25 protein-coding genes are annotated in these 24114 nt (G+C 60.0%); 17 read left to right on the forward strand and 8 right to left on the reverse strand.

The window, feature by feature from the left end:
• Positions 1 to 17 precede the first annotated feature (17 nt).
• From V8J63_RS25850 to V8J63_RS25860, 3 genes are all read right to left on the reverse strand, one after another.
• Complete coding sequence (locus V8J63_RS25850; RefSeq protein WP_016771550.1) at positions 18 to 749, reverse strand: GntR family transcriptional regulator; 732 nt, start codon at positions 747 to 749, stop codon at positions 18 to 20.
• Positions 750 to 1030: 281 nt separating this feature from the next.
• Positions 1031 to 1546, reverse strand: coding sequence for a L,D-transpeptidase family protein (locus V8J63_RS25855; RefSeq protein WP_024011712.1), 516 nt, complete (start codon positions 1544 to 1546; stop codon positions 1031 to 1033).
• Positions 1547 to 1622: 76 nt separating this feature from the next.
• Positions 1623 to 2174, reverse strand: coding sequence for an NUDIX hydrolase (locus tag V8J63_RS25860; RefSeq protein WP_016771548.1), 552 nt, complete (start codon positions 2172 to 2174; stop codon positions 1623 to 1625).
• Between the two features lie 147 nt (positions 2175 to 2321).
• On the opposite strand from V8J63_RS25860, the gene V8J63_RS25865 reads away from it, so the two are divergent.
• From V8J63_RS25865 to purT, 5 genes are all read left to right on the forward strand, one after another.
• Complete coding sequence (locus tag V8J63_RS25865) at positions 2322 to 2921, forward strand: CoA pyrophosphatase (RefSeq protein WP_016771547.1); 600 nt, start codon at positions 2322 to 2324, stop codon at positions 2919 to 2921.
• A 39-nt stretch (positions 2922 to 2960) separates the two neighbouring features.
• Positions 2961 to 3485, forward strand: a complete 525-nt coding sequence (locus V8J63_RS25870) for a gamma carbonic anhydrase family protein (protein WP_130888428.1) — start codon at positions 2961 to 2963, stop codon at positions 3483 to 3485.
• Complete coding sequence (locus V8J63_RS25875; RefSeq protein WP_039759143.1) at positions 3482 to 3697, forward strand: DUF1289 domain-containing protein; 216 nt, start codon at positions 3482 to 3484, stop codon at positions 3695 to 3697. The genes V8J63_RS25870 and V8J63_RS25875 overlap by 4 nt, the downstream gene beginning before the upstream one ends.
• Before the next feature lie 154 nt (positions 3698 to 3851).
• Positions 3852 to 4319 carry a VUT family protein gene (locus tag V8J63_RS25880; protein WP_016771544.1) on the forward strand — a complete coding sequence of 156 codons (468 nt, stop codon included), beginning with the start codon at positions 3852 to 3854 and terminating at the stop codon, positions 4317 to 4319.
• A 100-nt stretch (positions 4320 to 4419) separates the two neighbouring features.
• Positions 4420 to 5601 (forward strand): formate-dependent phosphoribosylglycinamide formyltransferase, encoded by a 1182-nt coding sequence (gene purT, locus V8J63_RS25885; RefSeq protein ID WP_024011715.1) that lies wholly within the window; start codon positions 4420 to 4422, stop codon positions 5599 to 5601.
• 98 nt (positions 5602 to 5699) lie between these two features.
• On the opposite strand, the gene V8J63_RS25890 is transcribed toward purT, so the two are convergent.
• The 3 genes from V8J63_RS25890 to V8J63_RS25900 form a co-directional block, all read right to left on the reverse strand.
• Positions 5700 to 7016, reverse strand: a complete 1317-nt coding sequence (locus V8J63_RS25890) for an MFS transporter (protein WP_130901537.1) — start codon at positions 7014 to 7016, stop codon at positions 5700 to 5702.
• 232 nt (positions 7017 to 7248) lie between these two features.
• Positions 7249 to 8490: a CNNM domain-containing protein gene (locus V8J63_RS25895; RefSeq protein WP_336464843.1), complete on the reverse strand. Its 1242-nt coding sequence runs from the start codon at positions 8488 to 8490 to the stop codon at positions 7249 to 7251.
• Between the two features lie 12 nt (positions 8491 to 8502).
• The gene (locus tag V8J63_RS25900; protein WP_336464844.1) at positions 8503 to 9315 is read right to left on the reverse strand and encodes a cytochrome C assembly family protein; all 813 of its coding nucleotides are present in this window, start codon (positions 9313 to 9315) and stop codon (positions 8503 to 8505) included.
• Between the two features lie 210 nt (positions 9316 to 9525).
• Between V8J63_RS25900 and ffh the strand changes: the two genes are divergently transcribed.
• The 5 genes from ffh to rplS all read left to right on the forward strand — a co-directional run bounded on the left by ffh (position 9526) and on the right by rplS (position 13096).
• Positions 9526 to 10902 (forward strand): signal recognition particle protein, encoded by a 1377-nt coding sequence (gene ffh / locus V8J63_RS25905; RefSeq protein ID WP_007967791.1) that lies wholly within the window; start codon positions 9526 to 9528, stop codon positions 10900 to 10902.
• Between the two features lie 249 nt (positions 10903 to 11151).
• Positions 11152 to 11403, forward strand: coding sequence for a 30S ribosomal protein S16 (rpsP, locus tag V8J63_RS25910; RefSeq protein WP_003185073.1), 252 nt, complete (start codon positions 11152 to 11154; stop codon positions 11401 to 11403).
• 5 nt (positions 11404 to 11408) lie between these two features.
• On the forward strand, positions 11409 to 11945 hold the full coding sequence (rimM, locus tag V8J63_RS25915; protein ID WP_016771538.1) for a ribosome maturation factor RimM: 537 nt from the start codon (positions 11409 to 11411) through the stop codon (positions 11943 to 11945).
• 2 nt (positions 11946 to 11947) lie between these two features.
• The gene (trmD, locus tag V8J63_RS25920) at positions 11948 to 12700 is read left to right on the forward strand and encodes a tRNA (guanosine(37)-N1)-methyltransferase TrmD (RefSeq protein ID WP_038860625.1); all 753 of its coding nucleotides are present in this window, start codon (positions 11948 to 11950) and stop codon (positions 12698 to 12700) included.
• Positions 12701 to 12745: 45 nt separating this feature from the next.
• The gene (gene rplS / locus V8J63_RS25925; protein WP_003175895.1) at positions 12746 to 13096 is read left to right on the forward strand and encodes a 50S ribosomal protein L19; all 351 of its coding nucleotides are present in this window, start codon (positions 12746 to 12748) and stop codon (positions 13094 to 13096) included.
• Positions 13097 to 13265: 169 nt separating this feature from the next.
• On the opposite strand, the gene V8J63_RS25930 is transcribed toward rplS, so the two are convergent.
• Complete coding sequence (locus tag V8J63_RS25930) at positions 13266 to 15074, reverse strand: cation:proton antiporter (RefSeq protein WP_336464845.1); 1809 nt, start codon at positions 15072 to 15074, stop codon at positions 13266 to 13268.
• A gap of 108 nt (positions 15075 to 15182) precedes the next feature.
• Here V8J63_RS25930 and xerD point away from each other — a divergent pair, with 108 nt between their 5' ends.
• The 7 genes from xerD to V8J63_RS25965 all read left to right on the forward strand — a co-directional run bounded on the left by xerD (position 15183) and on the right by V8J63_RS25965 (position 22567).
• Positions 15183 to 16079, forward strand: coding sequence for a site-specific tyrosine recombinase XerD (gene xerD, locus V8J63_RS25935; RefSeq protein ID WP_071174488.1), 897 nt, complete (start codon positions 15183 to 15185; stop codon positions 16077 to 16079).
• Positions 16080 to 16420: 341 nt separating this feature from the next.
• On the forward strand, positions 16421 to 17152 hold the full coding sequence (dsbC, locus tag V8J63_RS25940; RefSeq protein WP_016771534.1) for a bifunctional protein-disulfide isomerase/oxidoreductase DsbC: 732 nt from the start codon (positions 16421 to 16423) through the stop codon (positions 17150 to 17152).
• Between the two features lie 131 nt (positions 17153 to 17283).
• Positions 17284 to 18588 carry a homoserine dehydrogenase gene (locus tag V8J63_RS25945; RefSeq protein WP_024011722.1) on the forward strand — a complete coding sequence of 435 codons (1305 nt, stop codon included), beginning with the start codon at positions 17284 to 17286 and terminating at the stop codon, positions 18586 to 18588.
• Between the two features lie 106 nt (positions 18589 to 18694).
• Positions 18695 to 20104 (forward strand): threonine synthase, encoded by a 1410-nt coding sequence (gene thrC / locus V8J63_RS25950; RefSeq protein WP_024011723.1) that lies wholly within the window; start codon positions 18695 to 18697, stop codon positions 20102 to 20104.
• A gap of 120 nt (positions 20105 to 20224) precedes the next feature.
• Positions 20225 to 21598, forward strand: coding sequence for a transporter substrate-binding domain-containing protein (locus V8J63_RS25955; protein ID WP_122706120.1), 1374 nt, complete (start codon positions 20225 to 20227; stop codon positions 21596 to 21598).
• Positions 21599 to 21715: 117 nt separating this feature from the next.
• The gene (locus V8J63_RS25960; protein WP_336464846.1) at positions 21716 to 22123 is read left to right on the forward strand and encodes a response regulator; all 408 of its coding nucleotides are present in this window, start codon (positions 21716 to 21718) and stop codon (positions 22121 to 22123) included.
• A 162-nt stretch (positions 22124 to 22285) separates the two neighbouring features.
• The gene (locus tag V8J63_RS25965; RefSeq protein ID WP_016771530.1) at positions 22286 to 22567 is read left to right on the forward strand and encodes a DUF3509 domain-containing protein; all 282 of its coding nucleotides are present in this window, start codon (positions 22286 to 22288) and stop codon (positions 22565 to 22567) included.
• A 222-nt stretch (positions 22568 to 22789) separates the two neighbouring features.
• Here V8J63_RS25965 and V8J63_RS25970 read toward each other — a convergent pair whose 3' ends face one another.
• On the reverse strand, positions 22790 to 23989 hold the full coding sequence (locus V8J63_RS25970; protein ID WP_336464847.1) for a CaiB/BaiF CoA transferase family protein: 1200 nt from the start codon (positions 23987 to 23989) through the stop codon (positions 22790 to 22792).
• Positions 23990 to 24114 lie beyond the last annotated feature (125 nt).

Raw genomic sequence — 24114 nt, forward strand, 5'->3', positions numbered from 1 at the left:
CTCGCTTGGGGTTGCGCTCAGCGGCGCAGCTCTGCAACAAAGTCGTAGTAGTCGTTGCGGCAATAGGTGTCGGTGACTTCGATCGGCGTGTTGTCTTCCAGATAGCCGACCCGGGTCATCAGCAGCATGGCGGTGCCGGGGGCGATGCCGACCAGCGCGGCGAATTCGTCCGAGGCGTTGATTGCCTGGATGTGCTGAAGGGCGCGGACGATCGGTTTGCCGATGCCGTCGAGGTATTCGTAAAGCGAATCGCCCACCGCTTGCGGCCTGGGCATGATCGACGCGGGCAGGGTGCTCATTTCGATCGCCATGACCGTGTCATCGGCTTTGCGCAGGCGTTTCATGCGCGCCACCTTGTCGTTCGGCGACAGGCCGAGGCGGATCAGTTCTTCGTGAGTTGGCAGGGTGATCTCCCGCTCCAGCCATTTCGAGCTCGGCACGAAACCTTTCAAGCGCAGCATTTCGCTGAAGCCGGACAGACGCGACAGCGGTTGTTCCAGGCGTGGGGTGATGAACGTGCCCGAGCCTTGCAGGCGGCGGATCAGGCCTTGCTCAAGCAAAACTTCCAAAGCCTTGCGTGCGGTGACCCGGGAGATGCCGAGCTGGTCGCTGAGGTTGCGCTCGGACGGCATCGCCTGTTCGGCCTTCCACTGCCCGGCATGAATCGCCGCTTCCAGATTGCGCGCCAGTTGCAAGTACAGCGGCGTCGGCTGGGAGTCATCGGGGCGTAGGGTTTGAAGGTCGTTCATGTAGGTCGTTTCCGTCGCGAGTATAGGATTGTTGTGGCTCGCTTGTGCGACGGAAGCTAATACCACTTGAATACCATGTCAACGCGATGAAATGGCGTCTGGCCCAATGGATTGGCGGTTGTCAGGGGTCATGTTTAAAGTGGTATTAGTGGTGGACCATAAAAAGCAAAAGATCGCAGCCTGCGACAGCTTCTACAGTTGAGAGTGGTATCACCCCTGTAGGCGCCGTCGCAGGCTGCGATCTTTTGATTTATTTTTGTTGCGGTGACCAGCGGTCGAGTTTACGGACGAATCTCGATCATCGTGCCGTCCGGTACCAGATTCCACACTTCACGCATGTCGACGTTGCGCATGGCGATGCAGCCATCGGTCCAGTCGAGGGTGTGGAATAACTGCTCCGGATTGTCTGCTGAATCCGGGGTGCCGTGGATCATGATCATCCCGCCGGGCTCGACACCTTCACGGCGTGCGCGGGCGGCATCGCTGATGTTCGGGTAGGAGATGTGCATCGACAGGTTGAATTTGTCGCTGGTCTTGCGCCAGTCGATCCAATAGAAACCTTCGGGTGTGCGTTTGTCGCCCTCGATCAGTTTCGGGCCTTTCTTTGCACCCTTGCCCAAGGAGATGCGATAGGTCTTCAGCGGCTTGCCGTCGGCAATCAACTGCAGTTGGTGGGCCGATTTCAGTACCAGGACTTTTTCGATCAGCGGAGTGTTCGAGGGCGTCACGGTGGTCACGAATGACGCTTGCGAAACGCTGACGAACGACAGGCACAACAGGGCAAGCAACCAACGCATTGAAACGATTCCCCAAGAATGACGCAGACACATAGTGATAGATGCAGGTGTGGTTATCGGCAGGGTGCCGCGAAGCTCAAGTGATCGCCGGCTGCACCAGTGGCGGAATCGACTCCGAACGCACCGGGTAAACCTCGCTGCGCCGATCGGCAAAGAAACATTCCAGCGTGCGCCCGACCGTGCGGAAAGCCAGCTCGTCCCAGGGAATGTCGGCTTCTTCGAACAGCTGCACTTCAAGGCTTTCCGGCCCGGCCGCGTATTGCAGATCGGCCAGTTCGGCGCGGAAGAACACATGCACCTGGCTGATATGCGGCACGTCGATCAGCGTGTAGATGCTCAGGTTGCGCACCCGGGCGCAGGCTTCTTCGGCGGTTTCGCGGATGGCGGCCTGCTCGATGGTCTCGCCGTTTTCCATGAAGCCGGCAGGTAGCGTCCAGTAACCGAGACGGGGCTCGATGGCGCGGCGGCAGAGCAGCACTTTCGTCCCCCAGGTCGGCACGCAACCGGCGACGATATTGGGGTTCTGGTAGTGAATGGTCTGACAGCTGTCGCAGACAAATCGCAGCCGCGAGTCGCCTTCGGGAATGCGCTGGGTGACCGGGTTACCGCAGTGGCTGCAAAATTTCATGCTCGGGTTCCTGAATGCTGCGCCTATCTTGGCGTGCAGCGGGGCCGGTCGGCAAGTTGTCGTTTCGCGACACGACGGGTTTTGGGGGCTTGGGCGCTTGCTTTGATTGGTGCATGATGCGGAGCAAGGCACCGATCGAGAACACTCATGCTGGACGAGCTACTGCATAGGGTAAGCAACCACACACCGCGTACGCTGGAGACCGACGCACGTTTCCCCGAAGCCGCCGTGCTGGTGCCGATCACCCGCAGTGACGAACCGGAACTGGTCCTGACCCTGCGCGCCAGCGGGCTTTCGACCCATGGCGGCGAAGTTGCCTTCCCCGGAGGGCGACGCGACCCGGAAGATCCGGACCTCATATTCACCGCGCTGCGCGAAGCCGAAGAAGAGATCGGCCTGCCACCGGGCCTGGTCGAAGTCATCGGCCCGCTGAGTCCGCTGATCTCCCTGCACGGCATCAAGGTAACGCCGTATGTCGGGGTGATTCCCGACTTTGTCGAATACCAGCCCAATGATGCCGAGATCGCCGCCGTCTTCAGCGTGCCGCTGGAATTCTTCCGCAAGGACCCGCGTGAGCATACTCATCGCATCGATTATCAGGGCCGCAGTTGGTACGTGCCGAGCTATCGCTTCGGCGAGTACAAGATCTGGGGCCTGACGGCAATCATGATCGTCGAGTTGATCAACCTGCTCTATGACGCCAAAATCAGCCTGCACCGACCGCCGAAAAGCTTTATCGATACCTGAGCCGTCGTTCGAACGGCCGTGAGCCCTGAGGAAAACAAAATGAAATACCGCCTGGGCGACGCCCGTGTCGAAACCCATCCACAGAGCTGGGTCGCGCCCAATGCCGTGCTGGTGGGCAAGGTTCGCCTGGAAGAGGGCGCCAACGTCTGGTTCAACGCTGTGTTGCGCGGCGACAACGAACTGATCCTCGTCGGCAAGAACAGCAATGTGCAGGACGGTACGGTGATGCACACCGACATGGGCTATCCACTGACCATCGGTACCGGCGTGACCATCGGCCACAACGCGATGCTTCACGGTTGCACGGTCGGCGATTACAGCCTGATCGGTATCAACGCAGTGATTCTCAACGGCGCGAAGATCGGCAAGAACTGCATCATCGGCGCCAATTCGCTGATCGGCGAAGGCAAGGAAATTCCCGACGGTTCGCTGGTGATGGGCTCGCCGGGCAAGGTCGTGCGTGAACTGACCGAGGCGCAAAAGAATATGCTCGAAGCCAGCGCCGCGCACTATGTGCATAACTCGCAGCGTTACGCCCGCGATCTGGTCGAGCAGGAACAATGACGACTGTTGAACGACCAGTCGCCTCTCCCTGCGTGAATATCTGCGCGCTGGACGAAGATGATGTTTGCACCGGGTGCCAGCGCACGGTCGCGGAGATCACCCGCTGGGGCCGCATGAACAATGACGAGCGCCGCGTCGTGCTGGGGTTGTGTCATGAACGGGCGAAGGCGAGTGGATTGGTCTGGATGATTCCCGCGAAGTCAGGCGTCTGAACCACCGCTTTCGCGAGCAGGCTCGCTCCCACCTTGAAAATGCGTTCCACTGTGGGAGCGAGCCTGCTCGTGAAGACGTCGGTCCTGTCACCGCACCTATTGGCGCAATACCAGCGCTCAAGTAACCTGTGCGCCACATTTACAGGCCACCTCCATGATCTTCCTCATCGCCTACATCAGCAGCGTCGTGCTGATCAACTTCGCCTTTTCCACCGCACCGCACCTGGACATCATCTGGTCGGCCTGGGGCGGGCTGGTGTTCGTGCTGCGCGACATGGTGCAAACGCGCTTCGGTCATGGCGCGATCGTGGCGATGCTGGCGGCGCTGGTGCTCTCCTACATCACGTCCGACCCTTCCATCGCGCTGGCCAGCGCCACGGCGTTCGCGGTTTCCGAGTGCATCGACTGGCTGGTGTTCAGCATCACCAAGCGGCCGTTGCGTGATCGTCTGTGGATCAGTTCGGCGCTGAGCATTCCGCTGGATACCTTCATCTTTTTCGGCATGATCGACGCCTTGACGCCGCCGGTGATCATCACCGCGCTGGCCTCCAAGTTCGCCGGCGTTACCGCGGTCTGGCTGATCATGGCCTGGCGTGATCGCAAACAGGCTGTCGCCAGCTGAAGCCAAACCCTCGGGTTCATGTAAAATGCCGCGCTTTCTCCCCATGGAAAGCGCACCTGCGTGGCTTTCCTCGATGATCCGCTTCCTTTGAGGACCTGAGATGACCCGTATCGGAACTCCATTGTCGCCAACCGCGACCCGCGTATTGCTGTGTGGCTGTGGTGAGTTGGGCAAGGAAGTGGTAATCGAACTGCAGCGCCTGGGCGTTGAAGTGATTGCCGTCGACCGCTACGCCAACGCGCCGGCCATGCAAGTCGCCCATCGCAGCCACGTGATCAACATGCTCGACGGCGCTGCTCTGCGTGCAGTGATCGAAGCCGAGAAGCCGCACTTCATCGTGCCGGAAATCGAAGCCATCGCTACCGCCACGCTGGTCGAGCTGGAAGCCGAAGGCTTCACCGTGATTCCGACCGCGCGTGCGGCGCAGCTGACCATGAACCGCGAAGGTATTCGTCGTCTGGCTGCCGAAGAGCTGGACCTGCCGACCTCGCCGTACCACTTCGCCGACACCTTCGAGGACTACAGCAAAGCCGTTCAGGACCTGGGTTTCCCTTGCGTGGTCAAGCCGGTGATGAGTTCGTCGGGCAAGGGCCAGAGCCTGCTGCGCAGCGCCGATGACGTACAGAAAGCCTGGGATTACGCGCAAGAGGGCGGTCGCGCCGGCAAAGGTCGGGTGATCATCGAAGGCTTCATCGACTTTGACTACGAAATCACCCTGCTGACCGTGCGCCACATTGGCGGCACCACGTTCTGCGCACCGGTGGGGCACCGTCAGGAGAAGGGCGACTATCAGGAATCCTGGCAGCCGCAGGCCATGAGCCCGATTGCTCTGGCTGAATCCGAGCGCGTTGCCAAAGCAGTCACTGAAGCGCTGGGTGGCCGTGGTCTGTTCGGCGTCGAGCTGTTCATCAAAGGTGATCAGGTGTGGTTCAGCGAAGTGTCGCCACGGCCGCATGACACCGGTCTGGTCACGCTGATTTCCCAGGACCTGTCGCAATTCGCCCTGCATGCCCGCGCCATTCTCGGCCTGCCGGTGCCGCTGATCCGTCAGTTCGGCCCGTCGGCGTCGGCAGTGATTCTGGTGGAAGGGCAGTCGACCCAGACCGCATTTGCCAACCTGGGCGCTGCGTTGAGCGAGCCGGACACCGCGCTGCGTCTGTTCGGCAAGCCGGAAGTGAACGGTCAGCGCCGCATGGGCGTGGCGCTGGCCCGTGATGAGTCGATCGAGGCTGCACGTGCCAAGGCGACCCGTGCGTCGCAGGCGGTTGTTGTCGAGCTGTAAACCGAGTTGCGGCATACATTCGCGAGCAGGCTCGCTCCCACATTTGGAATGCATTTCCCTGTGGGAGCGAGCCTGCTCGCGAAGCTTTTTACCTTCCGTCAGGCAACCCGACTCAGATCGTTATTGCGCGTCTCCTTCAAGCACAGCACCGCAATCAGACTCAAAACCGCCGCCGCCGACACATACCCGCCGACATAGCTCAACCCGCCCATCGCCACCAGCTTCTGCGCAAAGAACGGCGCCGCCGAGGCTCCGACGATGCCGCCGAGGTTGTACGCCGCTGAAGCGCCGGTATAACGCACGTGGGTCGGAAACAGCTCAGGCAACAGCGCGCCCATCGGTGCGAATGTCACGCCCATCAAAAACAGCTCGATGCACAGAAACAGCGCCACGCCCCAGGTCGAGCCCTGCGTTAGCAATGGCTCCATGAGAAATCCGGACAGAATCGCCAGCACGCCACCGATGATCAGCACCGGTTTGCGCCCGTAACGGTCGCTGGCCCAGGCCGACAAAGGCGTCGCTGCGGCCATGAACAACACGGCAAAGCACAGCAGGCCAAGGAAAGTCTCGCGGCTGTAACCCAGCGTCGATACGCCATAGCTCAGGGAAAACACCGTCGAGATATAGAACAGCGCATAGCAGACCACCATCGCCGCCGCCCCGAGCAGGGTCGGCGCCCAGTATTGGCTGAACAGCTCGACCAGCGGCACCTTGACTCGCTCCTGACGGGCGATCGCATTGGCGAACACTGGCGTTTCATGCAATTTCAGGCGCACATACAGGCCGACCATCACCAGCGCCGCGCTGAGCAGAAACGGAATACGCCAGCCCCAACTGCGGAACTGTTCGTCATCCAAGGTCATTGCCAAGGTCAGGAACAGGCCGTTGGCTGCAAGAAAACCAATCGATGGCCCGAGCTGCGGGAACATGCCGAACCACGCGCGTTTGCCCTTCGGCGCGTTTTCCGTGGCCAGCAGCGCCGCACCGCCCCATTCGCCGCCAAGGCCCAGGCCCTGACCGAAGCGCAGCACGCACAGCAGAATCGGCGCCCAGGCCCCAATGCTGTCGTAGCCCGGCAACACGCCAATCAAGGTGGTGCACACGCCCATCAACAGCAGCGAGGCGACCAGCGTCGATTTACGACCGATACGGTCGCCGAAGTGGCCAAACAGTGCCGAACCCAGTGGTCGGGCGAGGAAGGCAATGCCGAAAGTGAGAAAAGCGGAAAGCATCTGCGCCGTGCCGGAGGTCTGCGGAAAGAACACCGGCCCGATCACCAGCGCCGCAGCAGTGGCGTAAACGTAGAAGTCGTAGAACTCGATGGCGGTGCCGATGAAGCTTGCCGTGGCCACGCGAGTGGCGGAATTGGTCGGCTGGGCAGGCGCGGTTTCGCTGTAAGCGGTATGGGTCGTCATGCGGTGATCCCTGACAGTCATGAGCTCCAGTGGAGCGAATTATTATGGTCGAACACCCAGGGATGTGGGGTAGGGCGCGAGCGCTGTTTCGAGTAGGAACAGTCGTCGGTTTGCAGCGGAAACAGTCAGGATCCGGGCAGTGCCGGGTAGGCACAGGGATCGACGGCGCTTGGGTAAGCGCCTCGATTATAGGAAGGGGGCTAACGATCAAACAAGCGCAAACAATGCAGCTTTATCGAGCAGGCACCAGAGCAGGCACCGATGAGGTCAGCCAGATCAACACCTTGCTCACCCGGTTCTCCTCGGTCTCGAGGATTTCCAGTCGATAACGCCCGATCTTCAGGCACACCGCGCTTTCCGGAATAGTTTCCAGCGCTTCGGTGACCAGGCCGTTGAGCGTTTTCGGCCCGTCGCTCGGCAGGTGCCAGCCCAGGCACTTGTTCAGGTCGCGGATCGACGCGGCGCCATCAATCACCATACGCCCGTCGGCCTGGGGATGGATGTGCGGGTTGTCGAGGCTGTGCTCGCTTTCGAATTCGCCGACGATCTCTTCGAGAATGTCTTCAAGGGTGACGATGCCCAGCACTTCACCGTACTCGTCCACGACCATGCCGAGACGGCGTTGCTGCTTGTGGAAGTTCAGCAGTTGCAGTTGCAGCGGCGTGCTTTCCGGGACGAAGTAAGGCTCGTAGCTGGCGGCCAGCAGTGCCTCGCGGGTCAATCCGCCGTTGCTCAGCAAATGGCCGATCTGGCGGGTGTTGAGCACCGCTTCGACCTGATTGATGTCACTGTGAAACACCGGCAGACGCGTGCGCTTGTTCTCGCGCAGTTGCTCGATGATCTCTTCGATCGAATCGTCGAGGTTGATGCCGTCGACGTCACTGCGCGGCACCAGAATGTCGTTGACCGTGATGTTGTCCAGCGCATGAATGCCCGACACCGGGTGGGTGCGGACCGGATGGTCGTGATCCTCATCGTGATCGGCCGGCAACTCGTCCTCGCTCTGTTGCACCACCTGAGCCTTGCGCGTGAACGGGGTCAACAGCAAAGCGCTGACCCGGCTGAACAGCCACGCGAACGGGTAGACGATTTTCATCGGCACGACCAGCAGGGTATTGCCGAACGCCAGCACAGCGTCGGGATAGCGTCGAGCCACGGTGCGCGGGAAATAATCGGCGAACACCAGCAGGATGCCACCGGCGCCAAGGCAGGCCGCCCACGGGCCGTTTTCTTCGCAGAGGAAAATCGCCAGCAACGTCGCGATGATCACTGCGAGGGCGCGGCACAGGGTGTTGCAGAGGATCAGGCTGTCGAGCGGGAAGCTCAGCTTCGCTAGCGGTTTATCGCTGGCGCGCGAGGCGATACGTTGCGCGAGCAAGTGTTGCTGCGCGATTTCGACGGCGGTAAACAGCCCTGACCATAAAATCAGCAGGACAAATACCGCGAGCATCGGCCCTATGGGCAAACCGTCCATTTATGCCGCCCGTCAGATGTGCAGAATGTATTCACGAACCAGTTTGCTGCCGAAGTACGCCAGCATCAGCAGGCAGAAACCGGCGAGGGTCCAGCGAATCGCCTTGTGGCCGCGCCAGCCCAGACGGTTGCGGCCCCACAACAGCACGCTGAAGACGATCCATGCCAAACAGGCCAGCAGGGTCTTGTGCACCAAGTGCTGAGCGAACAGGTTCTCGACGAACAGCCAGCCGGAAATCAGCGATAGCGACAGCAGCGTCCAGCCGGCCCAGAGAAAGCCGAACAGCAGGCTTTCCATGGTTTGCAGGGGCGGGAAGTTCTTGATCAGCCCGGACGGGTGCTTGTGCTTGAGCTGATGGTCCTGAACCAGCAGCAGCAACGCCTGGAACACGGCGATGGTGAACATGCCGTAAGCGAGGATCGACAATAGAATGTGCGCGAGAATGCCCGGCTCTTCATCGATGATCTGCACCGTGCCGGTCGGAGCGAACTGCGCCAGCAATATCGTGATCGCGCCCAGCGGGAACAGCAGCACCAGCAGGTTTTCCACCGGGATCCGCGAACAGGCGAGCAGGGTCAGGGCGATTACCGCAGCAGCGATCAGACTGGACGCACTGAAGAAGTCCAGGCCAAGGCCGATCGGGGTCAATAGATGTGTAAGCAGGCTGGCGCCGTGGGCGAGCACGGCGAAGACGCCGAGGCTGACCAGCAGGCGCTTGTTCGCCTTGGCGCCGGTGGCCAGGCGGGTGCTTTGATAGACGGTCGCAGCGGCATAGAGCAGGGCGGCGGCGAGGGTGGTCAGCAAACTGGGTGACAAGGGGAGCATAAATCCTGTTAGGCGAGCCCGAAAGGCGCTGAGTTTGGCATAGAACCGCCACGGCACGAAAGACTCCGCAAGCTGACGGCGAGGTGTCCGCCGGCCGCAGTCTTCGCTATAATCCGCGACCTGCCCACGCCGCAGGCTCGCCGAGCACATGTTGATTCCGGTCTGGGCCGCCATTATCCCGGTTCGTACAGGGCCTGAAAGGATCGCGCAATGTTTGAAAACTTAACCGACCGTCTCTCGCAGACGCTGCGCCATGTCACCGGCAAGGCCAAGCTGACCGAGGACAATATCAAAGACACCCTGCGTGAAGTGCGCATGGCGTTGCTCGAAGCTGACGTCGCATTGCCGGTGGTCAAGGACTTCGTCAATTCGGTCAAGGAGCGCGCTGTCGGCACCGAGGTGTCGCGCAGCCTGACGCCGGGCCAGGCATTCGTGAAGATCGTCCAGGCCGAACTCGAAAGCCTGATGGGTGCGGCCAACGAAGACCTCAACCTGAGTGCCGTTCCGCCAGCCGTGATTCTGATGGCCGGTCTGCAGGGCGCGGGTAAAACCACCACCGCCGGCAAACTGGCGCGCTTTCTTAAAGAGCGCAAGAAGAAGTCGGTCATGGTTGTTTCGGCGGACATATATCGTCCGGCGGCGATCAAGCAGCTGGAAACCCTGGCCAACGACATCGGCGTGACGTTCTTCCCGTCCGACCTGAGCCAGAAGCCGGTCGACATCGCCAATGCGGCTATTAAAGAAGCAAAACTGAAATTCATCGACGTGGTCATCGTCGATACCGCCGGTCGTCTGCACATCGACGAAGAGATGATGGGCGAGATCAAGGCGCTGCACGCCGCGATCAACCCGGTCGAAACCCTGTTCGTGGTCGACGCCATGACCGGTCAGGACGCCGCCAACACGGCCAAGGCGTTCGGCGATGCGCTGCCGCTGACCGGTGTGATCCTGACCAAGGTCGACGGCGACGCCCGTGGCGGTGCCGCGCTGTCGGTGCGCGCCATCACCGGCAAGCCGATCAAGTTCATCGGTATGGGCGAGAAGAGCGAAGCGCTCGATCCGTTCCACCCTGAGCGTATCGCCTCGCGGATCCTCGGCATGGGCGACGTGCTCAGCCTGATCGAGCAGGCCGAAGCGACGCTGGACAAGGACAAGGCCGACAAACTGGCCAAGAAGCTGAAGAAGGGCAAGGGCTTCGACCTCGAAGACTTCCGCGATCAGCTGCAACAGATGAAGAACATGGGCGGCCTCGGCGGGCTCATGGACAAACTGCCGAGCATCGGCGGCGTCAACCTGTCGCAGATGGGCAATGCCCAGAACGCCGCAGAGAAGCAGTTCAAGCAGATGGAAGCCATCATCAATTCCATGACCCCGGCCGAGCGCCGCGACCCTGAGCTGATCAGCGGTTCGCGCAAGCGCCGGATCGCCATGGGTTCCGGCACGCAGGTGCAGGACATCGGCCGCTTGATCAAGCAGCACAAGCAGATGCAGAAGATGATGAAGAAATTCACCGCCAAGGGCGGTATGGCAAAAATGATGCGCGGCATGGGCGGTATGTTGCCCGGCGGCGGCATGCCGAAAATGTAAAGACTTCGCCGGTCGTCGCACCGGCGCAGACCCTGCAAGGACGCAGGATCAACAGCAAACCCGCACTCGGCGGGAGCTGACTGGCCGTTTTTATCGACGGCTCTCTATGCAAATCTGCACGGCATGCCATGGGCGCCGGAAAAAGTCATTTGCAAAAGTCCGGATATTCCTTAGAATATGCGGCCTTTCGGGCACCCATGCCCGCTGTGCATTTAGATTTGCAGCACCGACTACAGGAACGATGTTCACATGCTAACAATCCGTCTTGCCCTTGGCGGCTCCAAAAAGCGCCCGTTTTACCACCTGACCGTAACCGACTCGCGTAACCCGCGTGACGGCTCCCACAAAGAACAGGTTGGTTTCTTCAACCCTGTTGCCCGTGGTCAGGAAATCCGTCTGTCCGTGAACCAAGAGCGCGTTGCCTACTGGCTGAGCGTTGGTGCACAACCTTCTGAGCGCGTTGCTCAGTTGTTGAAGGAATCTGCCAAGGCTGCGGCCTGAGCAATATGAACGCGACGCCAGCCCCTGCCGATGATTTGATCGTTATTGGCAAAATTTATTCTGTTCATGGCGTTCGCGGCGAAGTGAAGGTTTATTCCTTTACTGATCCGACTGAAAACCTGTTGCAGTACAAAACCTGGACGCTCAAGCGCGAAGGCAATGTCAAACAGGTCGAGCTGGTCAGTGGACGCGGGAGCGACAAGTTCCTGGTCGCCAAGCTCAAGGGTCTCGATGATCGTGAAGAAGCTCGTCTTCTGGCCGGTTATGAGATCTGCGTGCCGCGCAACCTGTTCGCTGAATTGACCGAAGGCGAGTACTACTGGTACCAGCTGGAAGGTCTGAAGGTCATCGACACCCTTGGGCAACTGCTCGGGAAAATCGATCATCTTCTGGAAACCGGCGCCAATGATGTAATGGTCGTCAAGCCTTGCGCTGGCAGCCTGGATGATCGCGAACGCCTGTTGCCCTATACGGAGCAATGCGTGTTGGCCGTCGACCTGGAAGCGGGCGAGATGAAGGTGGATTGGGACGCGGACTTCTGAACGTGGCTAACTTGCGCGTAGAAGTGATCAGTTTGTTTCCCGAGATGTTTTCCGCCATTGGCGATTACGGCATCACCAGTCGTGCGGTCAAACAGGGGCTCTTGCAGCTGACCTGTTGGAATCCGCGAGATTACACGACGGATCGGCATCACACTGTGGACGATCGCCCGTTTGGCGGTGGTCCGGGCATGGTGATGAAGATCAAGCCCCTGGAAGATGCGCTGGCTCAGGCCAAGGCAGCAGCCGGGGAGGCGGCGAAGGTGATTTACCTGTCCCCCCAAGGCCGTCAACTGACTCAGTCGGCGGTACGCGAGCTGGCACAATCGGATGCATTGATCCTGATTGCCGGCCGCTACGAAGGCATTGACGAGCGCTTTATTGAGGCTCATGTCGATGAAGAGTGGTCGATTGGCGACTATGTACTGTCTGGCGGCGAGCTGCCGGCCATGGTCCTGATCGATGCGGTTACACGACTGCTGCCTGGAGCTTTAGGGCATGCGGATTCCGCTGAGGAAGATTCCTTTACGGATGGTCTGCTGGATTGCCCGCACTACACCCGACCGGAGGTGTATGCGGATCAGCGTGTTCCCGACGTGTTGCTGAGTGGCAATCACGCGCATATCCGGCGTTGGCGTTTACAGCAGTCCCTTGGTCGGACCTATGAACGACGCGCCGATCTTCTGGAAAGCCGCTCGCTTTCTGGAGAAGAGAAGAAGCTGCTCGAGGAATACATCCGCGAGCGGGACGATAGTTAACAACGTATCGATGGTAGATCGAACGATTTACCTTAGGAGCACAGCATGACCAACAAAATCATCCTTGCACTCGAAGCAGAGCAGATGACCAAAGAAATCCCTACCTTCGCCCCAGGCGACACTATTGTCGTTCAGGTGAAAGTGAAGGAAGGCGATCGTTCCCGTCTGCAAGCGTTCGAAGGCGTTGTAATCGCCAAGCGTAACCGCGGCGTGAACAGTGCGTTCACCGTTCGTAAAATCTCCAACGGTGTTGGCGTAGAACGTACTTTCCAGACCTACTCCCCGCAGATCGACAGCATGGCTGTCAAACGTCGCGGTGACGTACGTAAAGCCAAGCTGTACTACCTGCGCGACCTGTCGGGTAAAGCAGCACGCATCAAGGAAAAACTGGCTTAAGCCCAGCTTCCGATGCAGAAAAAAGCAGCCTACGGGCTGCTTTTTTGTTGCCTGCGATTCGTGCTGCAAGGATCTTCTGTCTATCTGTGACCGAGTCGCGGCCTTCGCGAGCAGGCTCGCTCCCACAGGAATTCAAATGTGGGAGCGAGCCTGCTCGCGAATCGGTCTGTCAGGCGCCGGAACCTTGCGGTTGAATCAATGCCAGCAACGTCCACCCAGCTCCCGGCTTCAACGCCGTTTCCGGTGTCACCACATGCACCCAGCCGCTGTCATCACGCATGAACAGCAGCGTCGCGCGATTGCCATGCAGCGCTAGGTAATCCTCCCAGCCAAACCCATCCGTCAAGGTTGTGCTGTACAGCTCGGCACCCTGGCCCATCTGGCCGGCCAGTTTCGAATAGGTCAGTGCCTCACTGCCCAATTGATTGCCCCGGTGTTCCAGGCTTGCGCGGTGCTTGTCGCTGCGGCGGCTTTCATGGCCGCTAGCCAGACCGAACAGGCGCTGATGACCGAAGTCATGACGAAAGCGCATCGCCGCCAATGTGTTCAGCTCGCCCGACGGTGACAGTGCCAGCAAATGCCCCAACCCCACCAGGTCCAGATGCGCGTCGGCATGCTGCGACGCCGGGTTGCCGAAGTAGGTCGGCAAGCCTTCCATACGTGCCGCGCGGATATTTTCCCAGCTCGAATCGGTCAGCAGCACGCGGCTGCCCAGTTGCTGCAGCGACTTGCCCAATTCACGGGCCGGGCCATTGGCTCCAACGATCAGAAAACCGCTCGGCGCCGGTTCGGCGACCTTTAACAGCCGTGCCAGCGGTCGAGCCGTTGCGCTTTGCAAAACCACGGTGCCGATGATTACCGCAAAGGTCAGCGGCACCAGGAGCAGGGCGCCTTGATGTCCGGATTCATCCAGGCGAATCGCGAAAATCGCCGAGACAGCCGCAGCGACGATCCCGCGCGGCGCGATCCAGCACAGCAACGCCCGTTCGCGCCAGCTCAGACTGGAACCGGCGGTGCTGAGCAAAACATTCAATGGGCGAGCGATCAGCTGGATCACCAACAGCAGAATCAACACCAGCGGTCCCAGGCCAAGCAAAGCGTCTAGGTCCAGGCGCGCCGCGAGCAGGATGAACAGCCCGGAAATCAGCAACACGCTGAGGTTTTCTTTGAAGTGCAGGATGTGCCGCACGTCCACGCCTTTCATGTTGGCCAGCCACATGCCCATCAGCGTCACCGCCAGCAGTCCGGACTCATGCATCACTTGGTTGGCACCGATGAAAATCGCCAGCACGGCTGCCAGGGAGGCCAGGTTATGCAGGTATTCCGGCAGCCATTGACGTCGGATCACCGTCCCCAGCAGCCAACCACCGACGACACCAAACACCGCGCCGCAGAGGATCACCCCGCCGAAGGTGAGAAGACTTTGCTTGAGGCCATGCCCTTCAGCGCTGGCGATGATGAAGCTGTACACCACGACGGCGAGCAGAGCGCCGATCGGATCGATGACGATGCCTTCCCAGCGCAGGATGTTGGCAATCGAAGCTTTTGGCCGCACCACCCGCAGCATCGGCACGATCACGGTCGGACCGGTGACCAGCGTCAGGCTGCCAAACAGAATCGCCAGCATCCAGTCGAAGCCCAGCAGAAAGTGCGTGGCGACCGCGATGACGATCCAGGTCGAAATCGCACCGAGGGTCACCAGTCGATGAACGACGCTGCCGATCTCTTTCCATTCCGACAGGTGCAGGGTCAGGCTGCCTTCGAACAGAATCAGCGCCACTGCCAGCGACACCAGTGGCATCAGCAGCGGGCCGAACATTTCCTGCGGGTCGAGCCAACCCAGCAGCGGGCCGGCCAAAATGCCGGTCAGCAGCAGAAACAGAATGGCCGGCAGCTTCAGGCGCCATGCCAGCCACTGACAACCCAGCGCCGCCGCGCCGATCCCGCCAAATGCCAAGAGAATTTGCTGCTCGTTCATTGATGCTCCCTGTTCCTTGATCTGGCTGGCTATGAAAGACTAGCGGCCATTCCCGTCGTTCACTGTCTATTTGCGCGCAGTGTTAAAAACTGCCTGCCCCGAGCACCCATGCCTGCCATCGACCATCCGCTGATTGATCAATTTCTCGACGCTTTATGGCTGGAGAAAGGCCTGTCCGACAATACCCGCGACGCCTATCGCAGTGACCTCGCGCTGTTCAACGGCTGGTTGCAGGAGAAAAATCTCGAGCTGATCAATGCCGGCCGCGAATTGATCCTCGATCATCTGGCGTGGCGGCTGGAGCAAAACTACAAGCCGCGCTCCACCGCGAGATTTCTCTCCGGGGTGCGTGGCTTTTATCGCTATCTGTTGCGGGAAAAACTGATCAGCGTCGACCCGACGTTGCGCGTCGACATGCCGCAACTGGGGCGGCCGTTGCCCAAGTCGCTGTCGGAAGCCGATGTCGAAGCACTGCTCAAGGCGCCGGATCTGAGCGAAGCCATCGGCCAGCGCGACCGCGCGATGCTGGAAGTGCTGTATGCCTGTGGCCTGCGCGTGACCGAACTGATCAGCCTGACGCTGGAGCAGGTCAACCTGCGCCAAGGCGTATTGCGGGTGATGGGCAAGGGCAGCAAGGAGCGTCTGGTGCCGATGGGCGAGGAGGCGATTGTGTGGGTCGAGCGTTATATGCGTGATGGTCGTGGCGAGTTGCTCGGTGGCCGCCCCAGCGATGTGCTGTTCCCCAGCCAGCGCGGCGAGCAGATGACCCGGCAGACGTTCTGGCATCGCATCAAGCATCAGGCCAAGGTCGCCGGGATCAGCAAGTCGCTGTCGCCGCACACCTTGCGCCACGCGTTCGCCACACACCTGCTCAACCATGGCGCGGACTTGCGCGTGGTGCAGATGCTGCTCGGGCACAGCGACCTGTCTACGACGCAGATCTATACCCATGTCGCCCGCGCCCGCTTGCAGGACTTGCATGCCAAGCACCACCCACGCGGCTGACACATCCCATAATGTTGAAACACTGACCTGTGGCGAGGGGATTTATCCCCGTTCGGCTGCGCAGCAGTCGCAAACCCGGCTGGCTCGATTTTGAGTGAAAGATCGCGGTGGATGGCTTAGGGCTGCTTCGCAACCCAGCGGGGATAAATCCCCTCGCCACAATAATGTGTGTCCGCCACATGTGGTTGTGGGTCAGTGGCACATGAGTGTGTGGCGACAGGCGCATTCGGCCCTCGTGACCTTATGTGTTAGGCTTTGCCGGTTTGCACGATGGACGGTTATGACCCGGTGTTTCGCACGGGCGTTCTGACCGTTTCATTGGCCCGCCCTCAGGAGTACTCATGCGTCTGACCCAGATTTTCGCCGCCGCCGCCATTGCGTTGGTGAGCACCTTTGCCGTCGCTGACGACGCGGCTGACAAAGCCATTCGTCAAAGCCTGGAAAAACTCGAACTCGAGGTTCCGGTCGAGAGCATCAGTGCCAGCCCATTGCCTGGCATGTACGAAGTCAAACTCAAAGGCAGCCGCGTGCTGTACGCCAGCGCCGATGGCCAGTACATCGTGCAGGGCAACCTGTATCAGCTGGCGAATGGCAAACCGGTCAACCTGACCGAGAAGACCGAACGCCTGGGCATTTCCAAACTGATCAATGCCATCCCGGTGGCCGAAACCGTGGTCTACCCGGCCGTGGGCGAGACCAAATCGCATATCACCGTGTTCACCGACACCACCTGTCCGTACTGCCATAAACTGCACGCCGAAGTGCCGGAGCTGAACAAGCGCGGCATTGAAGTGCGCTACGTGGCGTTCCCGCGCCAGGGCCTGAATTCGCCGGGTGACGAGCAGCTGCAAGCAGTGTGGTGCTCGAAAGACAAGAAAGCCGCCATGGACAAAATGGTCGATGGCAAGGAAATCAAGGCCGCCAAGTGCGATAACCCGGTTTCCAAGCAATTCGCCCTCGGTCAGTCGATCGGCGTGAACGGTACACCGGCCATCGTTTTGGCCGACGGCCAGGTCATTCCGGGCTACCAGCCGGCGCCACAAGTCGCCAAACTGGCGCTGGGCGCGAAGTAATTCGCATCGTCACGGGCAACCGTTGACGATCGTGGTCCGGCGGCAACAGCGCCGGGCCATCAACAGAGAGCCGCGAGCACGCGGTTGTTTTCCGGCCGACCCTGTGTCGGCCGTTTCATGGGGAGTTCACAGTGAATCCGGTCAAAGTAGGCATCTGTGGGTTAGGGACCGTCGGTGGCGGTACCTTCAACGTACTTCAGCGCAACGCCGAGGAAATTGCTCGTCGTGCCGGGCGTGGAATCGAAGTGGCACAAATTGCCACGCGCACGCCAAAGCCTCAGTTCCAGACGACCGGTATTGCGATTACCAACGATGTCTTCGAAGTGGCCACGAACCCTGAGATCGACATCGTCATAGAGCTGATGGGCGGCTACACCGTTGCCCGCGAGCTGGTACTCAAGGCCATCGAGAATGGCAAGCATGTGGTCACCGCGAACAAGGCGCTGATAGCCGTTCACGGTAATGAGATTTTCGCCAAGGCACGCGAGAAAGGCGTGATCGTGGCATTCGAAGCGGCGGTGGCCGGTGGCATTCCGGTGATCAAGGCGATCCGCGAAGGCCTGTCCGCCAACCGCATCAACTGGGTTGCCGGGATCATCAACGGTACCGGCAACTTCATCCTCACCGAAATGCGCGAGAAGGGCCGTACGTTTGAAGACGTACTCGCCGAAGCGCAAGCGCTGGGTTACGCCGAAGCCGACCCGACCTTCGACGTCGAAGGCATCGATGCCGCGCACAAGCTGACCATTCTGGCGTCGATTGCCTTCGGCATTCCGCTGCAATTCGACAAGGCTTACACCGAAGGCATCACCAAACTGACCACCGCCGACGTCAACTACGCCGAAGCGCTGGGCTATCGCATCAAGCACCTCGGCGTGGCGCGCAGCACTGACGCCGGCATCGAGTTGCGCGTGCACCCGACGCTGATTCCGGCCGATCGCCTGATCGCCAACGTCAACGGCGTGATGAACGCAGTGATGGTCAACGGCGACGCCGCCGGTTCGACGCTGTTCTACGGTGCCGGCGCTGGCATGGAGCCGACCGCTTCCTCGGTGATCGCCGACCTGGTCGACGTGGTTCGCGCGATGACTTCCGACCCGGAAAACCGTGTGCCGCACCTGGCCTTCCAGCCGGACTCGCTGTCGGCGCATCCGATCCTGCCGATCGAAGCCTGCGAAAGCGCTTACTACCTGCGCATTCACGCCAAGGATCATCCGGGCGTACTGGCGCAGGTGGCGAGCATCCTGTCGGAGCGCGGCATCAATATCGAATCGATCATGCAGAAGGAAGTCGAAGAGCATGACGGCCTGGTGCCGATGATCCTGCTGACCCACCGCGTGGTCGAGCAGCGCATCAACGATGCGATCACCGCGCTGGAAGCACTGGCTGGCGTCGACGGCCCGGTTGTACGGATCCGTGTCGAACATTTGAACTAAAAGCAGCGGCAAGCTTCGAGCTGCAAGCGGCAAGAGAGAAGCAGTCTGGCTTTTACTTGCGACTTGCAGCTTGCAGCTTGCAGCTCAAACCGAAGGTTTGAAAAAAATGCGATATATCAGTACTCGCGGCCAGGCCCCGGCCCTGAATTTCGAAGAGGTCCTGCTGGCCGGTCTGGCGACCGACGGCGGTCTGTACGTCCCGGAAAACCTGCCACGTTTCACTCAGGAAGAAATCGCTTCCTGGGCCGGCCTGCCGTATCACGAACTGGCCTTCCGGGTGATGCGCCCGTTTGTCACCGGCAGCATTCCGGATGCCGATTTCAAGAAAATTCTCGAAGAAACCTACGGCGTGTTCGCGCACAGCGCCGTGGCGCCACTGCGTCAGTTGAACGGTAATGAATGGGTGCTTGAGCTGTTCCACGGCCCGACCCTGGCGTTCAAGGACTTCGCCCTGCAACTGCTCGGTCGCCTGCTCGATTACGTGCTGGAAAAGCGCGGCGAGCGCGTGGTGATTGTCGGTGCCACCTCTGGTGACACCGGTTCTGCGGCCATCGAAGGCTGCAAGCACTGCGAAAATGTCGACATCTTCATCCTGCACCCGCATCAGCGTGTATCGGAAGTGCAGCGTCGGCAGATGACGACGATCTTCGGCGAGAACATCCACAACATCGCCATCGAAGGCAACTTCGATGACTGCCAGGAAATGGTCAAGAACAGCTTCGCCGACCAGAGCTTCCTCAAAGGCACGCGTCTGGTGGCGGTGAACTCGATCAACTGGGCGCGGATCATGGCCCAGATCGTTTACTACTTCCATGCGTCCCTGCAGTTGGGCGGTCCGGCGCGTTCGGTGTCGTTCTCGGTACCGACCGGTAACTTCGGCGACATCTTCGCCGGTTACCTGGCGCGCAACATGGGCCTGCCGATCAACCAGTTGATCGTCGCGACCAACCGCAACGACATCCTGCACCGCTTCATGAGCGGCAACCAGTACGTCAAGGAAACCCTGCACGCAACGCTGTCGCCGTCGATGGACATCATGGTGTCGTCGAACTTCGAGCGCCTGCTGTTCGACCTGCACGGCCGTAACGGTGCGGCGATTGCCGGCCTGATGGACTCGTTCAAAAAGGACGGCAGTTTCAGCGTCGAGCAAGAGCGCTGGACCGAAGCACGCAAGCTGTTCGATTCCCTGGCGGTGGACGATGCGCAGACCTGCGAAACCATCGCCGACGTCTACGAGCAAACCGGTGAGGTGCTCGACCCGCACACTGCCATCGGTGTGAAAGCCGCGCGCGAATGCCGTCGCAGCCTGGATATCCCGATGGTCATTCTGGGTACTGCCCATCCGGTCAAGTTTCCTGAGGCAGTGGAGAAAGCGGGTGTAGGAAAAGCGCTCGAACTACCTGCACATCTTTCTGATTTGTTTGAGCGAAACGAGCGCTGCACGGTTCTGCCAAACGACCTGAAAGCCGTGCAAGCCTTTGTCAGCCAGCATGGCAACCGCGGCAAGCCACTCTAAGCCAGTAAAAGCTGTCACATTTTGAAGCCCGTCTCCTGACGGGCTTTTTTGTTTCTGCTGCCACACTGCTCGGGTTTTCACCCACGAAGGACGGGTGAGTCGATCACGAAGGAAATGGCAATGCTGTTTTACAGAGGTTTGAAACCGGCACTGGGCTGGTTGTTTTTGTTGGCGGTGCTGGGGTGGACACACAGCGGCATGGCAGCGCAAATGGCACTCGATCAGGCCAATGCGTCAGCCAGTGTCCAGGCTATCGAGCTGGATGCGCACGAGCAGCAATGGATACGTGACAACCCCAGAGTGACGGTGGCATCGGTGCAATATCCGTTGTACCTGTTTCAGGACGAACATGGCCAGTGGAGCGGTCTGAACAACGATGTGCTCAAGCGCGTCAGCGCAATGACCGGCCTGCAATTCGAGCACCAGGAATCGTTCTCTACCGACCATATGCTCGATCGCCTGCAAAGCGGAGTCGCGGACATCAGTACGACCTTGGCCATGAGTGATGATCGCAAGGCGTTTCTCGATTTCAGTCATGCTTTTGGAGGGGCAGGCTGGGTTTTTGTCGGACATGCCAATACCCCGCGGGTGGAGTCTTTCGAGCAACTGGCCAAGCGCGTTCTGGTGCTGCCCGCCCGTCATGCCCTGGAGGATGCGATTCGCCGCGATTATCCGTCGATTGAAATACGCTCGGTGAAAACCTACGCCGAAGCGCGGGCGCTGGTCGAGAGCGGTGAAGCCTACGCAACCATCGAAAACGAAATCGGCGCGCAGCTCTATCCGTTGGGCATGCTCAAGGTCGGTGCCCTGGTAGAGGGCAAGTGGGAAGCCGATCATCTGGCTGTACGAAAAGGCATGCCGCAACTACTGAGTATTCTCAACAAGGCGCTGGAAGCGTTCCCTGCGGCGGAGTTGCGGGCGATGCGTCTCAAGTGGCTGGCGGGCGTTTCGCCGCCGCCCGTGCCCTCCGTCTGGGAACGCCTGGTCGAGTGGGCATGCTGGGCGATGGGGGTAATCGGCGTTTTCGGGATGCTGTCGCTAGTGTGGAACAGACGCCTAGCGGCCGTGATCAAGTTGCGCTGCGCGGCGGAAAAGGAGTTGGGCGATCAACTGGCCTTTCAGCACGCCCTGATCGATTCGATGCCGGATCCGGTGTTTGTCCGTGATCTGCACGGGCGGTTGATCATCTGCAATCGCAGTTACGAGGAAGCGCTGTCGGTGCGCTTGGACCAGATGCAGGGGCGCCTGCTGATCGAAGTCGATGCGTTTCCGGAAACCACCGCGCGCATGCTCCACGATGAATTCATCGCCCAGTTGCAGACCCGCAAGTCGCGCTTCAGCAAACGACAGCTGCTGTTCAAGGGCGGGTCTCGCGAGGTTTATCAGTGGACCGTGCCGTTTTACAGCGGTGACGGTAAATTGCGCGGCCTGTTGGGTGGCTGGACCGATATCACTCAGCGCAGGACCGAGAGCGGGTGTCGCTGTCTGCAGTAAAGAAGGGAAATGTCCTGCAAGACGCGGCTACTTTTCTGATGGGAGGCTTAAGACGCCTGCCCTAGAGTGAACGACAACTGCGGTGAGAGTCCGCGATGATCGCTCCAGAGGTCGCCCATGCGCTCGCTTAAAGTCCTGATTCTTGAACTCAACCCGTTCCAGCTGATGGCATTGCATCAAATGCTCAATGCCATCGGCATCTACGATGTATTGACCGCGCCTTCGCTGGCGTCAGCCTTGAGTTCACTGGGGCATCGCGGCGCGGTCGATATCGCCATCTGCGATCCGCAGCTCAAGGGTGGCGATGGGCTGGCTTTGATTCATCACCTGGCGGCGCACCATGAGGCGCGTGCCCTGATTCTGCTGGGCTCGGTCGCGCAGAGTTTGATGAGTGATCTGGAGCCGCTGCTCCGCCAGCAACGCCTGCGCCTGCTGGGACGGCTGCAAACGCCGGTTTCGGCGGTGTTGATGAGAGGTCTGCTGGACAGTTATCTGATCACCCCGCAGGAGCTCATCGAGGCCTGAAACCGGCGAATATTTTTCTGTCATCTTCGCCGTGCATGCTCTGTCAGACGCGGACCCGCAAGGTTGGGACGCGACAGGCAGAACTTTCTTCTCGGGCCGGTGGTCATTTAATGTGAACACGCCCCAGGCACTGTGTTTTCGGACTATTGAGTGGAGATCGAGATGGAAAGTATCAGTCTATTGCTCGGTGAGGCTCTGAGCCCGTATCAGGTGACGCTGACCCCTCGCGGCAGCCATGGTGAATGTCTGGTGACGCTGAAGAACAGCAGCGGCGCCATTGTGGTGGAACGCGAATTCAATCAGGCCCAGTTGAGCGACAAGCGCTTGCTGACCGACGTGGTGGACGGCCTGCACCGTGACGTGATGATCGCCGAAGGGCGGCTGGAACCCTGCGTGATTGCGGCGTTGCGCAATGCAGCTCTGGACAAGCGTCCGGCCCTGTAAAGATGAAATATTTTTTGTGGGAACCTTCCTGCATCCCTGTCAGTCAGACCCCATAACAGCGAGATCAAGCATTGTGCTCCGGTGCTTGTCGCTTGCTGCTACGGGTCTCGAAGCAGACCCCGTTTAACCCCGAGTCGTCTCCCCACTTCTCGGGGTTTCTTTTGCCCGGCGTTTGCCCAGTGCGCGGCTTGTTGCTTGAAAAACCGAAGCGCCCGGCGCTGCTCAGATGGCCCCGTCTTCGCGCAGCCGAGCGATTTGCGCCGCGTCGTAGCCCAGATCGCCAAGCACCTGCGCATTGTGTTCGCCCAACTGCGGCCCGACCCATTCGGATGAACCTGGGGTTTCGGAAAGTTTCGGCACGATGCCGGGCATCTTGAAGTCCTTGCCGTCCGGCAGCTTGGCGTGCAGGAACATCTCTCGCGCCAGATATTGCGGATCGTTGAACATGTCCTCGGCGCTGAAGATCCGGCTGACCGGTACGTCGGCCTGATTGAGCAAGTCGAGAACAGTCTGCAGTGGTAAGGAATTGACCCAGCGATCAATCACGCCATACAACTCGTCCCGGCGACTGTCGCGCCCGTCGTTACTGGCCAGCAGTGGGTCGTTGGCAAGATCTTCGCGGCCAATCACGAGCATGAAGCGTTTGAAGATTGCATCACCATTGGCGCCGATCTGCACATGCTTGCCGTCGGCGCTGGTGTGGATCGAAGAGGGCGTGATGCCCGGCATGATGTTGCCGCTGCGCTCACGAATGAAACCGAACACGTCGAACTCCGGCACCATGCTTTCCATCATCGCGAAGATAGCTTCATACAGCGCAACGTCGACCACTTGGCCCAGCCCGCCATTGACCTCGCGATGACGCAGCGCCATCAGCGCACCGATCACGCCCCACAGCGCGGCAATCGAATCACCGATGGAAATGCCGGTACGCACCGGTGGCCGATCTTCGAAACCGGTGATGTACCGCAGGCCACCCATGGATTCGCCGACCGCACCGAAACCCGGCTGGTCCTTCATCGGCCCGGTCTGACCAAAACCGGACAGGCGCACCATCACCAGTTTCGGGTTCAGTGCGTGCAGGGTTCCCCAGCTCAGGCCGAGTTTTTCCAGGACGCCGGGGCGGAAATTCTCGATGAGGATGTCGGCTTCGCCCAGCAGCTGGTTCAGGATCGCCAAACCGTCCGGGTGTTTCAGATTGAGGGTCAGCGACTTCTTGTTGCGCGCCTGGACGAACCACCACAACGAGGTGCCTTCGTACAATTTGCGCCACTTGCGCAGGGGATCGCCGCCGTCCGGCGACTCGATCTTGATCACCTCGGCGCCGAATTCGCCGCAAATGCGCGAGGCAAACGGCCCGGCGATCAGCGTACCCAATTCAATGACTTTCAGACCCGAGAGCGGTTTGCTGGTGAACGGCATGCGAAATCCTGTAGGACAAGGCTGAACGGATACAGGGTTTTAACATAGCCGGCTGTCAGACGCCGCAGCTGGATCGCCATCAATTCGATGATTGCCTGTGGCATCGGTTAGACTTGCCGACTTTC

The organism is Pseudomonas sp. CCNWLW23 (assembly GCF_037095675.1).
Classification (GTDB): domain Bacteria; phylum Pseudomonadota; class Gammaproteobacteria; order Pseudomonadales; family Pseudomonadaceae; genus Aquipseudomonas; species Aquipseudomonas atacamensis.